A 15,099-nucleotide genomic window follows, 5' to 3' on the forward strand; every position below is an offset into this window, starting at 1 on the left:
ATAGTCAAAGTTCGGCTTTCTCGCTACAGTTAACTTTCACATGGCCCGAAAGGAGAGTGAGTCATGCTCTATATCTTTGATTTAGGTAATGTCATTGTCGATATCGACTTTAACCGCGTGCTGGGCGTCTGGAGTGATTACAGCCGCGTGCCGCTGGCGAATCTGCGGCAAAGTTTCTCCATGGGCGAGGCGTTTCATCAGCACGAGCGCGGCGAGCTGAGCGATGAGGATTTCGCGAAGGCGTTATGCGAGGAGATGGCATTGCCGCTGAGCTTTGAACAGTTCTCCGCGGGCTGGCAGGCGGTATTCGTCGGGCTGCGCCCCGAAGTGATTACTATCATGCAGCAGTTGCGCGAGCAGGGGCATCGCGTGGTGGTGCTGTCCAACACCAACCGGCTGCATACCACGTACTGGCCGGAACAGTATCCGCAAGTGCAGGCCGCCGCCGACGCTATCTATCTCTCTCAGGAGATGGGGATGCGCAAGCCGGCGCCGGAAATCTACCAGAAGGTGCTGGAGCAGGAAGGCTTTAGCGCTCGCGACGCCGTGTTTTTCGACGATAACGAAGCGAATATCGACGGCGCGCGCAAGGCGGGCATTACCAGCGTGCTGGTGACTGACCGTAAAACCGTGCCTAACTATTTCTCGAATCCTGCATGTTAAAATCCGTTCATCAAAAAGCGGCCCGTCGTACCGGGCCGCTGCTCGCCTGGCTTAAGCTGCTATGGGCGCGGATCGATGAAGATAATATGACGACGCTTGCCGGAAACCTGGCGTATGTGTCGTTGCTCTCGCTCGTGCCGTTTGTGGCGGTGATTTTCGCGCTGTTCGCCGCGTTCCCGATGTTTTCCGACGTCAGTCTTCAGCTACGCCATTTTGTTTTCGCCAACTTTATGCCCGCCACGGGCGACATTATTCAGCGCTATATTGAGCAGTTCGTTGCCAATTCCAGCAAGATGACGGCCGTTGGCGCACTGGGGCTGATTGTCACCTCGCTGCTATTGATGTACGCCATCGACAGCGCGCTGAACACGATCTGGCGCAGCACCCGTAAACGCCCAAAGGTTTACTCCTTCGCGGTGTACTGGATGATCCTGACGCTTGGCCCCCTGCTCGCGGGCGCAAGCCTGGTGATTAGTTCTTATCTGCTGTCGCTGCGCTGGGCGAGCGGCTTTACGACCATGATTGACGAAGTGCTGCGTATTTTTCCGTTGCTGCTGTCGTGGCTTTCGTTCTGGCTGCTCTACAGCGTGGTGCCTACCACGCGCGTGCCGGCTCGTGATGCGTTGATTGGGTCGCTGGTGGCCGCGCTGCTGTTTGAGCTTGGCAAAAAAGGCTTCGCCCTTTACATCACGATGTTCCCTTCGTATCAGCTGATTTACGGCGTGCTGGCGGTGATCCCTATCCTGTTTCTCTGGGTCTACTGGACCTGGTGCATCGTCTTGCTTGGCGCGGAAATTACTGTCACTCTCGGGGATTATCGCCAGTTAAGACAGGCCGCCAGAGAAGAAGCTGAATCCGTATGATTGCATTAATTCAACGTGTGACTCACGCCAGCGTGCGCGTGGGAGAAGAAGTGACGGGTGAGATCGGGCCGGGACTTTTAGTCCTGCTGGGTGTCGAAAAAGAAGACGACGAGCAGAAAGCGAACCGACTGTGCGAGCGCGTGCTGGGCTATCGCATCTTTAGCGACGAGCAGGGCAAAATGAACCTGAACGTGCAGCAGGCTGGCGGCAGCGTGCTGGTGGTGTCGCAATTTACGCTGCCGGCGGATACCGAGAAAGGCCTGCGCCCAAGCTTTTCGCGCGGCGCGCCGCCTGAGCAGGCGCAAGCCCTTTATGACTATTTTGTCAGCCGTTGCCGGGCCGCGGGCATCACCACAGAAACAGGACGTTTCGCCGCTGATATGCAGGTCTCACTAACGAATGACGGCCCCGTGACGTTCTGGTTGCAGATATGAACCAGATGCCATCGTGGTCGCGGACAACAAGAGAGAGTACCGCTATGTATCACCTTCGTGTACCCGAAACAGAAGAAGAACTTGAGCGCTACTACCAGTTCCGCTGGGAGATGTTGCGTAAGCCGTTGCATCAGCCGAAAGGCTCCGAGCGGGACGGCTACGATGCGATGGCCCATCATCAGATGGTGGTGGATGAAGAGGGCAACCCCGTCGCCATCGGGCGGCTGTATATTAACGCCGATAACGAAGGCTCGATCCGCTTTATGGCGGTCGACCCGGCGGTGCAGGAGAAAGGCCTCGGCACGCTGGTGGCGATGACGCTGGAGTCAGTTGCACGCCAGGAGGGCGTGAAGCGCGTGGTCTGTAGCGCGCGCGAGGACGCCGTGGCGTTTTTCGCCAAGCTGGGGTTTGTGAATGAGGGGGAGATCACCACGCCGCAAACCACGCCGCTGCGCCACTATCTGATGATCAAACCGATAGCCTCGCTGGATGACATTCTTCACCGCGCCGACTGGTGCGCGCAGTTGCAGCAGGCGTGGTATCAGCATATTCCGCTCAGTGAAAAGATGGGCGTGCGGATCCTGCAATATACCGGGCAGAAATTCATCACCACGATGCCGGAGGCCGGCAACCAGAATCCACACCAGACGCTGTTCGCGGGGAGCCTGTTTTCGCTGGCGACCCTGACGGGCTGGGGGCTTATCTGGCTGATGCTGCGCGAGCGGCACCTTGGCGGCACGATTATTCTGGCCGACGCGCATATTCGCTATAGCCGACCGATTACGGGCAAACCGGGCGCCGTGGCCGATTTAGGGTCGCTGAGCGGCGATCTCGACCGTCTGGCGCGCGGGCGCAAAGCGCGCGTGCAGTTGCAGGTTGAGATTTCGGGCGACGAGACGCCCGGCGCGGTGTTTGAAGGGATCTATATCGTGTTGCCCGCTACCCCCTTCGGGCCGCTGGAAGAGGGCGGCAACGAGGAGGAGTAGGTATCAGGGCCGGGCGTTGTTTGATCCGGTGGGTTTTGGCGCTGATGAGTTTGGTGGGGGCGCTGCGCTTACCCACCCTACGGGGCTACGGAACCGTGACGTTAACGCGATAACGTAGGGCAGGTAAGCGAAGCGCGCCTGCCGTCTCTTTCTGCATGCCCTCACTACCCGGCCATCATGCCCCCGGCACAACGCCGTTCTGCATGGTTTGCTGTATCTGCTGCCCGTTTTTCCCTGTCGCCTGCAACTGCCCGTTAACGCTCGGGCGCAGCGGCGCCTCTGCCGCCAGACTGCCGCTTACGGTGAGCTGTAAATTACCGTCGCCCTCCAGCGGCACCTGTGGCCATCCCCAGTCATGCAAAACATTGACCGGCACTGCGCGCCCATTCAGGCTCACCGTCGTCATTCTCTGCGGCAACTGGGAAATCGTCGCGGTGGCCTGTAACATCCCCTGGCCCGCAAACGCGCTCAGCTCGCTAATCGCGATGGTGGAAGGGTTCGCATTCAGGGTCAGCGACGGGCGACGAACATCGACGCGGTTAAACGTCGCGGCAGCGGCGTTCAACGTGGCGTTGCCGCCCCAGATGCCCCATTCGCCGTTACGCGCCAGCTCCAGATTATTGCCCCATGCGTCCAGCGCGGTGAGCTGGAATGGCCATTCAGGATCGATATCGATAATCAGGTTGCGGCTGCCGGAGAGCTTTTTCACCGTCACGGTTTGCAGCCACGCGGGCAGTTTCTCCTGCCAGCGCTTTTTCCAGTCGGCAGGCAGCGTGTACTCAAGCCCCGCCAGCGCCAGCTCATCAAGCGTCAACGCGTTGCCTGCCCGCTGCCAGTCGCCGGAGGTTCTCACCATACCGCCCTCCCAGCGCGAGCTAAACTGACGCAGCGCTACGCCCTGCGTTGAGAGATCGGCGTTCACGATAGGGTCGAGAAAATGCAGCGAGCCGTAGACCACCTCGCTGGCGTTCATCGACACCTTGCCGTCATCGCTCTGCCAGCTGCCGTTCACCAGCGTCAGATTGCGCAGGCTGATATCCAGATCGGTCGCCGCCCAGCCCGGCCCTTCGAGCCGCGCGTCGGTGACGTCAACGCGCCCGAGCGCCAGCGAGGGCAGCGTCGTCAGCGGTTGCAGCAGGTCGCTCACGGATTTCGCGGTTTGCAGACGGATATCGCTCAGGCGCAGGTTATCCACCACCCAGCCGCCGTTCGCTAACCGACGCGCGTTGCCGGTGAGCGCGCCGCGGGCGATATCTGCCCCGAGATTGGTGATGGTCACCTCGTTATTATTGATTTCGCCCTGCACCAGAACGTTGCTGGCAGGCATCCCGTTTAGCGTCAACGAGCCTGCGCTCAGGGCGATATCTGCCTTGCTGCCAAGGATTTTCCCGGCTTCCGGCAGCCACGGGCTGATACCACCATTAACGCGCTGCGCGCTGAGATCCCAGCCGGTTTTCGGGCTGTTAAACGCCATATCGCTTAACTGAAGCCGGTCGGCGCGAAACGGCAGCGGGGCGGTGGAAGGGGATAAATTCAGCGTGCCCTTGTAGAGCAAAATGGTATCGACGTGCATCGGCTCGGTGACCTGGCGGCTGCTCAGGCCGATCTCCACCTTTTGCGCCACCAGCGTGGCGGGCTGGCCGCTGCGCCCGAACGTGACGTTTTTTAGCACCAGATGCGAAGGCGCGGAGAAGCTATGGTCCATTTCATCAAAGGTGATGTGGTAACCGCTGTGCTGGTTTACCCAGCCGGTGAGCCAGCCTGCGCCCCAGCGCGTCTGTAATAACACATAGAGCGCGAGCAGAATCAGCAGAACGGCGGCGATCAGCGCAATGATGAGCTTTCCGAGAAATTTCATTGTCTTCCATCCTGTGAACTTCCGATGATGGATTTATGCACTATTCGGGCGAATTGCTCAAGGCGGGGATTGTCAACGGAGGTGTCAGCGATGGCGGCGCGGCGCCGCCATCGGCAGGGGATCAGTCGTTGGACTGTTTTTCCGGCGGGAAAATCAGATTCAGCACAATGGCGGTAATGCCGCCCGCGGCGATGCCGGAGGAGAGCAGGTTTTTTACCCAGTCCGGCGCGAATTGCAGGATCAGCGGCTGCTGCGAGACGCCGAGGCCCACCGCCAGCGAGAGCGCGATGATCATGATCGCGCGGCGGTTTAACGGCTCGCGGGAGACAATACGCACGCCGGAGGCGGCGATGGTGCCAAACATTACAATTGTCGCCCCGCCCAGCACCGGCTCAGGAATATGCTGAACAAAACCGCTCACGGCCGGGAACAGGCCGAGCGCAATCAGCATCAGCGCCACCACAAAACCCACATAGCGGCTGGCGACGCCGGTCAGCTGGATCACGCCGTTGTTTTGTCCGAAGCAGGAGTTCGGGAAAGTGTTAAACACGGCGGAGACAAACGAGTTCAGGCCGTTCGCCAGCACGCCGCCTTTCAGGCGTTTCATATACAGCGGGCCGGAGACCGGCTGTTCGGAGACGTCAGAAGTGGCGGTGATATCGCCGATGGTTTCCAGCGACGTGATCATAAAGACCAGCATCAGCGGCAACAGCAGGTTCCAGTCGATGCCAAGCCCGTAATGCAGCGGCGTCGGGATCATGATCAGCGCACTTTGCGCAGGCGCCGCGGCGTGCGGCAGCATGTCCATCGCCCAGGCCAGCAGATAACCCACCGCCATCGCAATCACCAGCGAGGCGACGCGCAGGTACGGGTTACGCTGGCGGTTAAGCAGAATAATTACCGCCAGCACTGCGCCTGCCAGCAGCAGGTTTTTCGGCGCGCCGAAAGTGTGATCGCTCATCGCGGCATAGCCGCCGCCAATCGACGTCAACCCGACCTGAATCAGCGACAGGCCGATGATCATCACTACCACGCCAGAGACCAGCGGCGTGATAATGCGGCGCGCCAGGTGCAGAACGCGTGAAATGACCATTTCAGTGCAGCTTGCCAGCATCAGCGTGCCGAACAGCGCGGCCATCATGGTGGGCACGTCCGCGCCGCCGGTTTTCAGCGCGGTACCGCCCATAATAAGCGGCGCCACGAAGTTAAAGCTGGTGCCCTGAATAGACAGCAGCCCGGAGCCGACCGGCCCCCAGGCTTTAATCTGAATAATCGATGCCACGCCGGAAGCAAACAGCGACATGCTGATAATGTGCTGCGTGTCCTGCGCGGGCAGCCCCAGAGCCTGACAAATCAGCAGCGCAGGCGTAATCACCGCCACGAACATCGCCAGAAGATGCTGGCAGGCGGCAAACAGCGTTTGCGGCAGGGGCGGCCGGTCTTCCAGACGGTAAATCAGTTCGCTATTCTGCGCGGGCGCAACCGTTTGCGCATTTTCAGACTCAAGGGTGTTAACGGACATCGACAGATTCCCACGGTGGAAAAGCGGACATTCTAGCGAAGTGAAAATCAAAAGCAAACGATTGCAAAAAGTGAAGAAGCCGCCGGTTACGGGACTCCTCCACTTGGGCCTCTTTTTGTCGTTACATCCTTTTACAGGACATTGACACCGGCATCTTCTCTGGTCGTTATTCGTTAATCTTTACAGGAGAATAATGACAGCCAGAGAACAGGTGTTGTGTGGAGCAGTTATAAACGTTCAATCTGGAACGTAACATTACCTGCTACCGAACCGGCTTTAACCTTCTGGCCTTTTAACTTAACCAGTTGTAACCCAATGGTTTCAGCGGCTGAATTGGATTTTCCTGGCAGGTTGTAAATATCGCTAACGTCTAAAGGCGTCGCATTGACATTAAAAAAGCCGATGCCCACACCTTCTGCTGCATCTTCACCTGCCAGAGTATTAGCAAATGAAGTGCCTTCCGCATTGTCATAAATGCCGACAAATCTTACAGCGATTTTACCTTCATAAATCTCTTTGTCACATTGGCTCATTGAACCACCGTTGGCCTGGCTAATGCTTGAAACGTCAAACCTTACGGGGACAGCTGACGTTGCATTTGAACCCTGTTCAACCAGATCATTCTCAGAGGTATTAAGGCTAATGACATTATTGAGAATGGAAATCTGACAAAACTGGCTTCCGCTATTGTTGACGGTTCCTTCAATATTAAGCGTTGCGGGTATATCTGGAGTTACCATTGCAGCGTGCGCCATACTGGTTATGAAGCAACTCGCTACAGCTATGCTTACTAAATTACTTTTCATAATATTTCCTTACGCATTGAATGACGTGCTTAACGAGAAATTATCAGGCGTGTTTAGATGCTTTTGGCGAATTGCCTTCTCTTTATTGGCCTGCGATTATACTTCAATGAAGGATGCAATTGAGAAAATGCAATATGCCTGCATAAGAATAATGTAAAAAGTTCCATTAATACAATGATGGTTTTGTGTTTATAATCGTAGTTGTGTTTCATTAACTCATTTTATTATCATAATGTATGGTTTTAGACTTTTATGATAATAGCGTGCCAATATTACTCTGGGAGTTGGGTTGGTTATATCTGATCAATGGCCTCTTCATCTGCCTGAGTTGGCAGGCTGTCCGTGTCGCCACTATATTTCAAAGCGCAGAGCTACCGTTTATTATAAATAGATATGTTACTTATGGTTTTATATAGGGTATTACAAATAGGGAGTTTAAACACTCCCTTGTCATTCAGCTATGATTTACCCGGATTTACGCAGAAAGCGGGTAGAGGTATCTTTTCGTTAAAGGCGCTCAACATCAATGGTAAGCACGCCATGTACGGTCCCAGCGGTCGCAACTTTGCCATTCAGTTTTACCACCTGAAAACCAATACCCTGAGCACGATTTTGTGAAGCTAAAACGACGGTATGATTAATATCAATGGGACGTCCCTCGTCATCGAAAAGACCAATGGCCACACCTTGTGCAGCACTGTCACCTTCACTGGCGTTTGCCAGGGCTTTACCTTCTATACTATCCGCGACGCCAACAAACTTATAAGAGAATCGACCCTCTTTCAGCTGAGAGACGCACGCTTCATTGCCTTGAATGGTTAAAGGAACGAATGTCATGTTATTGGCTACCTCACCCAGATTAATGAGGTTTGAGATATCACCGCGAAGATAAATTGCGCTTGCCTTGGCGCTAATATTACATAAAGCATCGGCATCGGCTACTACAGCGCCGCTAATTGAGAGCGTAGCGGATTGATCTTCGGTCGACGCTTCAGCACAGAATGAAGAAGCCAGCAATAAGGCAGGGAAAACCAGGCAAGTAAGCTTTTTTTTCATGTTTATGTTCTCTGACATGATTTAAAAAAGGTAATTAGTGATATGAATTATTCACCATAAATATGAATACTCCTTTAAGAGCGGCCAGCCAGACATGCAATCTTTTTCTGGCAGCAATATCACCATATTCATCACGTTGTAAAACGCGTTAAAGGCGCACGATCTCTATAACCAGAGAGGCTTCGACGGTGCCTTCTGTAATGTCATCCTGACCATTAAGCTTAACAACCTGCAAATCTATTGGGAGCGGTTTACTTGTCACGGGGACGGCACCCGTCATGTTAGCATCTAACCTGGCAAAATTACTCATGAATATGCCAACGCCCACGCCTTTTGCAGCATTCTCGCCGGTGGCCACATTGGCGAGCAGAGTGCCTTCTACACTGTCAACGGGGCCTGTAAATCTGACAGCAATTTTTCCCTCTTCAATGCGTCGGTTGCAGATATCATCTCCGCTCAATGTAATGGATAGCAGCGGAGCGAAAGTATGGGTTTTATGATCGCTTTGCGAAAGGATGTTAGTTTTGCTTGCAAGCAGGCTGATCGCACTCTTGTTAGTCGTAACCGTGCAAGCGCCATCACCACCAGAAATAGCACCATCAATAGTGATATCTGTAGACGTTATTAACGAGTCCGTAGACTCTGCATGGACTGCGCTCATCATCATGAGAGCACAGAGCGCAGAACCCAAAATTGTTTTTTTCATATTTTTATCCTATACATGACGCAAACCAAGAGCAGAGTATTTCCTTATGCTCAATTGTTATCACTAGTGTACTGTTCAGAGGGTAATGTCTGCTGCACATCATCTTAGCTCTTGCTGCGCGGTTAACCGTAATAGCCACACCGTAAAGCGGATAATTACTGGTTCACCCGGTGATAAAACCGAATATATTGAACGCAGTGTATCCTGATTCAGCATCACCATAAAAATTGATGTTTTAGGGTGTATCCGTTAAGCGTAGCAGCATAATCGCTGGCGGCAGGCTCAGTGTGGGCAGATATAAAGATGAACCGGTTATCAGGCTAAAAGAGAAAGACGATGTTTTCATGTGTAGTTATCCTCTGAGGCCAGGAAAAATGCGCAGACACCCTGTGAAGGGTGTCTGCATTTCTATGACTCAGAATATACTCTGCACGCGTAAAAAGGCGCGCAAAGGTTACTACAGGCGTTGGATTTCAACAGTCAGTGTGGCGCTTACGGCACCCGCGGTCGGCGTTTGTCCATTAAGTTTTACCATCTGCAGACCAATAGTCGTATCAGTAGTAGATGCGACGATGTTGTCTTCACTATTTAAGCGGACCATTTTATTTTGAGTGTCAAAAACGCCTATGCCTACTCCTTTAGCCCCAGTATTACTGTTATCCTTGTTGCCGATTACCGTCCCGTCCGCATTATCGGATAAGCCAGTAAATTTAAACGCCATCGTGCCCTCGGCAACTTTGTTTGTGCAATCATCACCGCCAGCAATATTAAGTTTCACCTGCACCGGTGTCGTTGCATCTTCCCCTTGGTTGATCAGTGCGTTGACATCGGTATCTGACAGATGCAGTGAAGTTTTGTCCAGCGTCACAGAGCAACTGTCAGCAATATCTTGTACCACGTTACCGGTTATCATCAGGCTTGCGGAAACGTCGTTCGGATTAGTTGTGGCTTGTGCAGAACCAACCATAAACAGTGCAGAAACCGTTAATCCTAAAATTGATTTTTTCATAATTTTATGTCCTTTAAAATTTTAAAATAAAATAGGTGAAAAGCAATCGTACCAGAGATGGTAAAAATACTTTTCCATATTTCCTGGATGTGTCTTCTGGGAGATTTAACTTATAAATAATCTATTCGTAATGTAATTTGCGCTTTCACTTTTCCCCCAGTTAAATCATCACCGGTCTTCGCATAACGCACAGAAAGGGGCAAGGCATAACTGTTCTGGTCTGGTAATGACAGCTCTAACGGGGTGTCAATCTTCATTACCGTTCCGCTGAATAACATTTCAATACCGACATTTTTCGCTGGGCTCTCGCTCTCGGGTGCCACGTTTTTAAATACCGTCGGGTAGCTATTTTCGTTTAGCCCTTCAATACTGAGGCTGGCTTTACTGGTATTCATACACAGCAGATTGACACTGACTGGCTGGGCGTTTTTGCCGCCATTATTTTTCAACTCGCTGATTTTTACTGGAGGCAGTTCTATCTGCGGCGTAACCATCTGAATCATGCAGTGCGCCTTCGGCGCAATCAGCGTCATGGCAAGGTTCACCACCAGGGAGTTATCACTGAGTGAAACCAGTGAGGGAATAAGGAAATTCAATACGCCGCCCTGGGTTATCACCCCGGTCTTGATGGCCTCAACGCGTAATTTCACATCATCCGAAGTAATGGTTTTATCGCTCAGATCCCGTGTCTGTGTTGAGAATGGCAGCACCCATTCTTTATGTGCTGAACCCGCTTTGTCATAAATCAGCGTGATCCGAATACCAAGGCCAGGCAGGTTAGTGGCGTAAGTGTCCTGCCCCTTTTGTTGGGTTGGCATTTTTCCGTTCAGGAGTTTACTGATTTTCGCCCGGCACTCTGCACTAATCACATCATGTTTACCGCTGAGCTGAGCAAGCGTCGCTTCCTTTTTATAAACGACGCTACCCACCGGTAGCATGGTGATGTTATCCGGTAATTGAACCGTTACAGGTACCGTCATATTCGATGGGTTTTGCTTAATTGTGCAGTCGCCCGCGTACACCGGCGCAATAACCCCTTTTGCCATCATAACAATGACAGCCGCTTGAACTACTCGGAAACAGGTTTTCATCGCATTCATTGACAGCTCAGCGTTAACAGGACAATAGGCAATTTAGGTGTTTGCTCTGATGGCATTTCAAACGGCGTGGAGCAGGTTTGGTTTTCGCCCCATTTGAAGTTCAACATGCCTTTATCAGGTAAAGAATTGAGATAAACCTGCCCTTTATCACCCACGTAAAACACACTATCCATGCCTTCAATACGCGCCAGCGCGCCGAAAGGCAGCACCTCGCCGTTATGATTCACCGTGATGACAGCTTTACGTCCACGGATAGCCTTAAACTCAGCCAGCGCCACGGCGTCTTTAGTCGGTACAATCTGCGCTGAGGTGCTCACGAAATCGAGATCTTTACTTGCGCTTTGGGTATCAATACCCAGGCTGTTGCGATGGTAAGGCCGTAAGTCCGTTATCAGTGCATACCCGCGTGAGTCCGTGGTCATATCTTCTCCACCATTCAGCGGCACGTCGGCAATGCCGGGGATAGAGACCAGCGCCATGCTGCCTGATGTATTGCGACCAAATGTAATGCCATGACGATGGCCCACAATGCTCCCTGAGGCGTTCCACGACAGATATTTATTGTGGTCGGCGTTAAAGGTTACGTTCATATCACCGTAGTTACCCTGATAATCCAGGCCTGCAGATCCAGATTTCGTGCTTGGTTCGCCATGTTTCGCGTCATATGAAAGCTGAGTATTCCAGGTTGTACTCTGGCTTTCGCTCAACTTGCCGTTGATACCTAACTGGTTATTGATGTCACTCTCAAGGCCTGACGTCGCTGTGTAATTCACCATCGGCTGCGCCGTCGGGAAGGTGTCGCTAAGCGGAATCGACAAAGTCAGCGCCAGCTGTTTGTCCCACACTGGATCGCCTTCGCTCCGACTCATGCTATAAGAGAGTGACAGACTGATACTTTTAATCGCTCCATTCCAGCCGACCTGCCACATGCGTGAAACGGAGTCATCCACGTTTTCGCTGCGGCTGAGCGTGGTATAAAAACTGTTTGAATCATCCAGCGACTGATTAACCGACAGGTTATATTCGCGGCGCTTACGAGTATCGGTAAACAAGTCTTCCGCCGTTGCCCAGTCACTAAATGACAGGTAATCGCCGTTGTAATAACGATTATCCAACTGTATTTGGGTATCCGTGGCAGGAATATAATTACGATACGTCAGGCGCACCATTTTCCCGCTGCCTTCCAGCTCGTTACCGCGACGGCCTTTGCTATGGGTAATATCCGCAGCAATACCCCCGAGGCTTTTCATATCCATACCTAGCCCCAGGCTAAACGCCTGGTAGCGTTGGTGATACTGACTCCCACCATAGAGCGTAGTGTTGAGCGGCAAACCCCGGCTTATTACCGCCTGAAAAATCTCGGGCCTGTCTTCCACTGAACTGTTACCAGACAGATAACGTCCCATCGTGAGATTGTATTTTATTTGCCCGCTACGCAGCAGTTGAGGCACGCTGGAATAGGCAATCGTATTGTGTGTTTCTGAACCATCCGCTTCGGTTACCGTGACCTCCATTTTGCCGCCACTGGATACCGACGAGAGGTCATTAATCATGAAAGGCCCCGGCGGCACCGTGCGCTGGTAAATCACATAGCCATTTTCGCGTACGGTGACTCGAGCATTACTTTTGGCAATACCGCGAATAATAGGTGCAAAGCCATTGAGCTGGTCTGGCAGCATATCGTCGTCTGACGAGAGCTGAACACCGCGAACCAGCAGAGTGTCAAAGACATCGCCAGGCGTGCTGGAATCACCGATTGTCAACTCGCTTTTCAGCGAGTGGATAGCGGTTTCCACATAGTTAGTAATGCTGTGCCAGCCCTCGCTGTTGCTTACCGTCGAATTATTACGGTAACGCCACGCGCCGATGTTAATACCGTTAGTCAGGTTCGCGTAGGCGGTATCTGAGGTATCTTTACTTTTATTCAGATATTGCTGGCCGGAGAGCTGATAATTACTGATCAGCGCCGGGATACCGTCGTCCCACTCTTCTTCAGGCACTCCCTGCAGGTTTTCATCACGCAGTACCGTTTGTGGAATGATGATATCTAGCTGCAGTTTGGAGAAATCAAAAGCGAGTTTGGTACCCGGAACTTGTTCTTCCATAGGGACACAAGTGTTTTTGAGTTCGTTATCCTTTGCATCGGAACTAATCTTGCTCATATCCACTCCCAGCTTTTGATAGGCCTTAAAAGAAAGGCACGCGACAAGCTGCTTATCCTTGTTCAGTTCAAACCGCACGCTGCTTATCATTACTGGCTTTTCGTTCACGTTAATGTGAACCCGGTATGTGCCTGCAGGCTGATAACCCTGACTTAATAAACTGGTGTCGCTTAATGCGGCTTTCCCATCTACTGCCTGTAGTAAACCAGGGTCGAAGTATTCGCCAGCTGCGACAGTGCGACAAAAAATTGCTGACATCACAAAGGAGGCAAGCCACTTCAGTTTGGTACCACGCATAACGCCCTGTTACTTATTCAAGATGCTGAGTAAACGTCTGAGAGGTTACGCCAAAGTCGTTGATGGCAGCCCATTCGACGCTTGTACCATTCGCAGGCGAATGCTTAAGCTTGTATGACTTTTTGCCAAACGGCGGGATGACCGTATTGTTGTCTACGACAGAAACCTGAATAGATTCTTTATCTGCAATAATCTTGCTTAATACGAGATAATAAGGTGAAGAATTTTCAACGGTTAAATTATTTCCATTGTGGCTCCAGTGGGCATTTTTGACGCCTTCTCCCGGGTCACCTTTCAAACCTGCCGGACGAAAGAAAAATTTAATTCGGTTATTGATCGCCAGCACCATGCGGTTCTCAACTTTTGATTCTTCATCGTTTAATCCAGGAACACCTTTGACGTCCAGCCAGAACAGGCTTTCGCGATCGGCGGGCAAACCATTGCCGAGGTATACAACGCGAATCACATTGTCGCTTTTAGGAGCAAGGCGAAATAAAGGCGGCGTAACCACAAAAGGCAGATCTTTTTTTACCGCACTGTTACCAGCATCAAGCCAGGACTGAATCAAATAGGCACGATCTTCATTGCTGTGAACCTTTATCGATGCGTCGCCATCTTTTTCATTATAAACCAGACGGTCTGCATTCAACGTCAGCGCAGCTTCCGCTATTCCTGACCAGCAACTTGCGGCAAGGATTGTTGTCAGGATTAATTTCTTCATTTTTTTCAAAAAACCTAGTAATTCTAAAAAGAAATAACAGACCCAATAGGCAATAATTTCTATTGGGCCTTATTACAAAGCTGTATTTACTACAGCGTTTCAATCTGCATGGTTAATGAGGACTGTACCTGGCCCGCGGTGGGGGTAGAGCCATTGAGCTTAACTATACCAACGTAGAACATCATGTGATCAGTACTGTTACTTTTTACTGCAGGACCGTTCGGGGTAATAACATAACCCGCGTCAGAATAAATACTGACACCAATGCCTGTTGCTGCGCCTTCGCCGGTTGCCGTATTCACCAGTGAGTTACCGGCAGCGCTATCAACCACGCCAGTAAATGAGATATTTGGCGTTAACTGTCCGTCTTTAGTGCATTTGCCAATCAGACTGGCGTTGACTGGTTTAAGCTGTCCACCTACAACATGGGTACCCTGCGCCGGCAGGGTGCTAATTTCTCGGCTTCCAATATCCACTGTCGGTTCGGTAAACTCAATCGTACATCCAGCGGACGCGTCGTTGACGTTGCCGGATATATAAAGCGTTGCCGGAATATCATTTCCGGCAGTCTGAGCAAAGCCCATGACTGGGATTGTACTCAGCGCCAGCGCACAGATGATTTTTTTCATTATAACTACTCCATTGTATTAATAGACTGAATCTATTCACATCCACGCTATAAGGGTATGCGTAAATGGTCCCGCGCTGGGCAACGCCAGCTCATAACGCAGCGGTAATGATCGCTGCATAACTTTCTTTCTTAAATTATTGGGGGTGAACAGGTTTTATTTCTTGATTAATTGTGCTTCCGAATGGAAATAGGAGATCGAGGTGTTTTTCATATGTTTCATGAATGATTTGTATTGCAGTAGTTAATCTGAAATTTATGCAGGAATCTTGTTTTTATTTAAAAATC

General features: G+C 51.7%; 14 protein-coding genes. 4 read left to right on the top strand and 10 right to left on the bottom strand.

Going from position 1 to position 15,099, the window contains the following annotated elements:
* Window positions 1-63 precede the first annotated feature (63 nt).
* Genes yihX through fabY form a run of 4 tightly spaced genes read left to right on the top strand, consistent with a single transcriptional unit; the run spans window position 64 to window position 2,946 of the window.
* Entirely contained in the window at window positions 64-663 is a 600-nt protein-coding gene (gene yihX, locus AB8W27_RS00160; RefSeq protein ID WP_015742980.1) for a glucose-1-phosphatase, read from the top strand.
* Complete coding sequence (locus tag AB8W27_RS00165; protein WP_015742979.1) at window positions 657-1,526, top strand: virulence factor BrkB family protein; 870 nt, start codon at window positions 657-659, stop codon at window positions 1,524-1,526. The genes yihX and AB8W27_RS00165 overlap by 7 nt, the downstream gene beginning before the upstream one ends.
* Window positions 1,523-1,960, top strand: a complete 438-nt coding sequence (gene dtd, locus AB8W27_RS00170) for a D-aminoacyl-tRNA deacylase (protein WP_015742978.1) — start codon at window positions 1,523-1,525, stop codon at window positions 1,958-1,960. The genes AB8W27_RS00165 and dtd overlap by 4 nt, the downstream gene beginning before the upstream one ends.
* A 44-nt stretch (window positions 1,961-2,004) precedes the next feature.
* Complete coding sequence (fabY, locus tag AB8W27_RS00175; protein ID WP_015742977.1) at window positions 2,005-2,946, top strand: fatty acid biosynthesis protein FabY; 942 nt, start codon at window positions 2,005-2,007, stop codon at window positions 2,944-2,946.
* A gap of 175 nt (window positions 2,947-3,121) precedes the next feature.
* Here the strand turns inward: fabY and AB8W27_RS00180 are convergent, their stop codons facing one another.
* From AB8W27_RS00180 to AB8W27_RS00225, 10 genes are all read right to left on the bottom strand, one after another.
* Window positions 3,122-4,804, bottom strand: coding sequence for an AsmA family protein (locus AB8W27_RS00180; protein WP_041924072.1), 1,683 nt, complete (start codon window positions 4,802-4,804; stop codon window positions 3,122-3,124).
* Between the two features lie 121 nt (window positions 4,805-4,925).
* Window positions 4,926-6,326: an NCS2 family protein gene (locus tag AB8W27_RS00185; protein ID WP_015742975.1), complete on the bottom strand. Its 1,401-nt coding sequence runs from the start codon at window positions 6,324-6,326 to the stop codon at window positions 4,926-4,928.
* A 227-nt stretch (window positions 6,327-6,553) separates the two neighbouring features.
* Window positions 6,554-7,132 (bottom strand): fimbrial protein, encoded by a 579-nt coding sequence (locus AB8W27_RS00190; RefSeq protein WP_015742974.1) that lies wholly within the window; start codon window positions 7,130-7,132, stop codon window positions 6,554-6,556.
* 507 nt (window positions 7,133-7,639) lie between these two features.
* Entirely contained in the window at window positions 7,640-8,188 is a 549-nt protein-coding gene (locus tag AB8W27_RS00195; protein WP_015742973.1) for a fimbrial protein, read from the bottom strand.
* Between the two features lie 148 nt (window positions 8,189-8,336).
* Window positions 8,337-8,894 (bottom strand): fimbrial protein, encoded by a 558-nt coding sequence (locus AB8W27_RS00200; RefSeq protein ID WP_015742972.1) that lies wholly within the window; start codon window positions 8,892-8,894, stop codon window positions 8,337-8,339.
* A 457-nt stretch (window positions 8,895-9,351) separates the two neighbouring features.
* A complete protein-coding gene (locus AB8W27_RS00205; RefSeq protein ID WP_015742971.1) occupies window positions 9,352-9,903 on the bottom strand; it encodes a fimbrial protein in 552 nt (183 codons plus the stop codon).
* 110 nt (window positions 9,904-10,013) lie between these two features.
* Window positions 10,014-10,994, bottom strand: a complete 981-nt coding sequence (locus tag AB8W27_RS00210; RefSeq protein WP_041924223.1) for a fimbrial protein — start codon at window positions 10,992-10,994, stop codon at window positions 10,014-10,016.
* A 5-nt stretch (window positions 10,995-10,999) separates the two neighbouring features.
* Window positions 11,000-13,462 carry a fimbria/pilus outer membrane usher protein gene (locus AB8W27_RS00215; RefSeq protein ID WP_015742969.1) on the bottom strand — a complete coding sequence of 821 codons (2,463 nt, stop codon included), beginning with the start codon at window positions 13,460-13,462 and terminating at the stop codon, window positions 11,000-11,002.
* Window positions 13,463-13,475: 13 nt separating this feature from the next.
* Complete coding sequence (locus tag AB8W27_RS00220) at window positions 13,476-14,183, bottom strand: molecular chaperone (protein ID WP_049787180.1); 708 nt, start codon at window positions 14,181-14,183, stop codon at window positions 13,476-13,478.
* A gap of 89 nt (window positions 14,184-14,272) precedes the next feature.
* Entirely contained in the window at window positions 14,273-14,812 is a 540-nt protein-coding gene (locus tag AB8W27_RS00225; RefSeq protein ID WP_015742967.1) for a fimbrial protein, read from the bottom strand.
* Window positions 14,813-15,099 lie beyond the last annotated feature (287 nt).

Source organism: Cronobacter turicensis, assembly GCF_041222865.1.
GTDB lineage: Bacteria > Pseudomonadota > Gammaproteobacteria > Enterobacterales > Enterobacteriaceae > Cronobacter > Cronobacter turicensis.

What these genes read in the sequence shown, in the direction of transcription:
- yihX (WP_015742980.1), top strand. Translation starts at nt 64, where the DNA reads ATGCTCTATATCTTTGATTTAGGTAATGTCATTGTCGATATCGACTTT.
- AB8W27_RS00165 (WP_015742979.1), top strand. Translation starts at nt 657, where the DNA reads ATGTTAAAATCCGTTCATCAAAAAGCGGCCCGTCGTACCGGGCCGCTG.
- dtd (WP_015742978.1), top strand. Translation starts at nt 1,523, where the DNA reads ATGATTGCATTAATTCAACGTGTGACTCACGCCAGCGTGCGCGTGGGA.
- fabY (WP_015742977.1), top strand. Translation starts at nt 2,005, where the DNA reads ATGTATCACCTTCGTGTACCCGAAACAGAAGAAGAACTTGAGCGCTAC.
- AB8W27_RS00180 (WP_041924072.1), bottom strand. Translation starts at nt 4,804, where the DNA reads ATGAAATTTCTCGGAAAGCTCATCATTGCGCTGATCGCCGCCGTTCTG.
- AB8W27_RS00185 (WP_015742975.1), bottom strand. Translation starts at nt 6,326, where the DNA reads ATGTCCGTTAACACCCTTGAGTCTGAAAATGCGCAAACGGTTGCGCCC.
- AB8W27_RS00190 (WP_015742974.1), bottom strand. Translation starts at nt 7,132, where the DNA reads ATGAAAAGTAATTTAGTAAGCATAGCTGTAGCGAGTTGCTTCATAACC.
- AB8W27_RS00195 (WP_015742973.1), bottom strand. Translation starts at nt 8,188, where the DNA reads ATGAAAAAAAAGCTTACTTGCCTGGTTTTCCCTGCCTTATTGCTGGCT.
- AB8W27_RS00200 (WP_015742972.1), bottom strand. Translation starts at nt 8,894, where the DNA reads ATGAAAAAAACAATTTTGGGTTCTGCGCTCTGTGCTCTCATGATGATG.
- AB8W27_RS00205 (WP_015742971.1), bottom strand. Translation starts at nt 9,903, where the DNA reads ATGAAAAAATCAATTTTAGGATTAACGGTTTCTGCACTGTTTATGGTT.
- AB8W27_RS00210 (WP_041924223.1), bottom strand. Translation starts at nt 10,994, where the DNA reads ATGAAAACCTGTTTCCGAGTAGTTCAAGCGGCTGTCATTGTTATGATG.
- AB8W27_RS00215 (WP_015742969.1), bottom strand. Translation starts at nt 13,462, where the DNA reads ATGCGTGGTACCAAACTGAAGTGGCTTGCCTCCTTTGTGATGTCAGCA.
- AB8W27_RS00220 (WP_049787180.1), bottom strand. Translation starts at nt 14,183, where the DNA reads ATGAAGAAATTAATCCTGACAACAATCCTTGCCGCAAGTTGCTGGTCA.
- AB8W27_RS00225 (WP_015742967.1), bottom strand. Translation starts at nt 14,812, where the DNA reads ATGAAAAAAATCATCTGTGCGCTGGCGCTGAGTACAATCCCAGTCATG.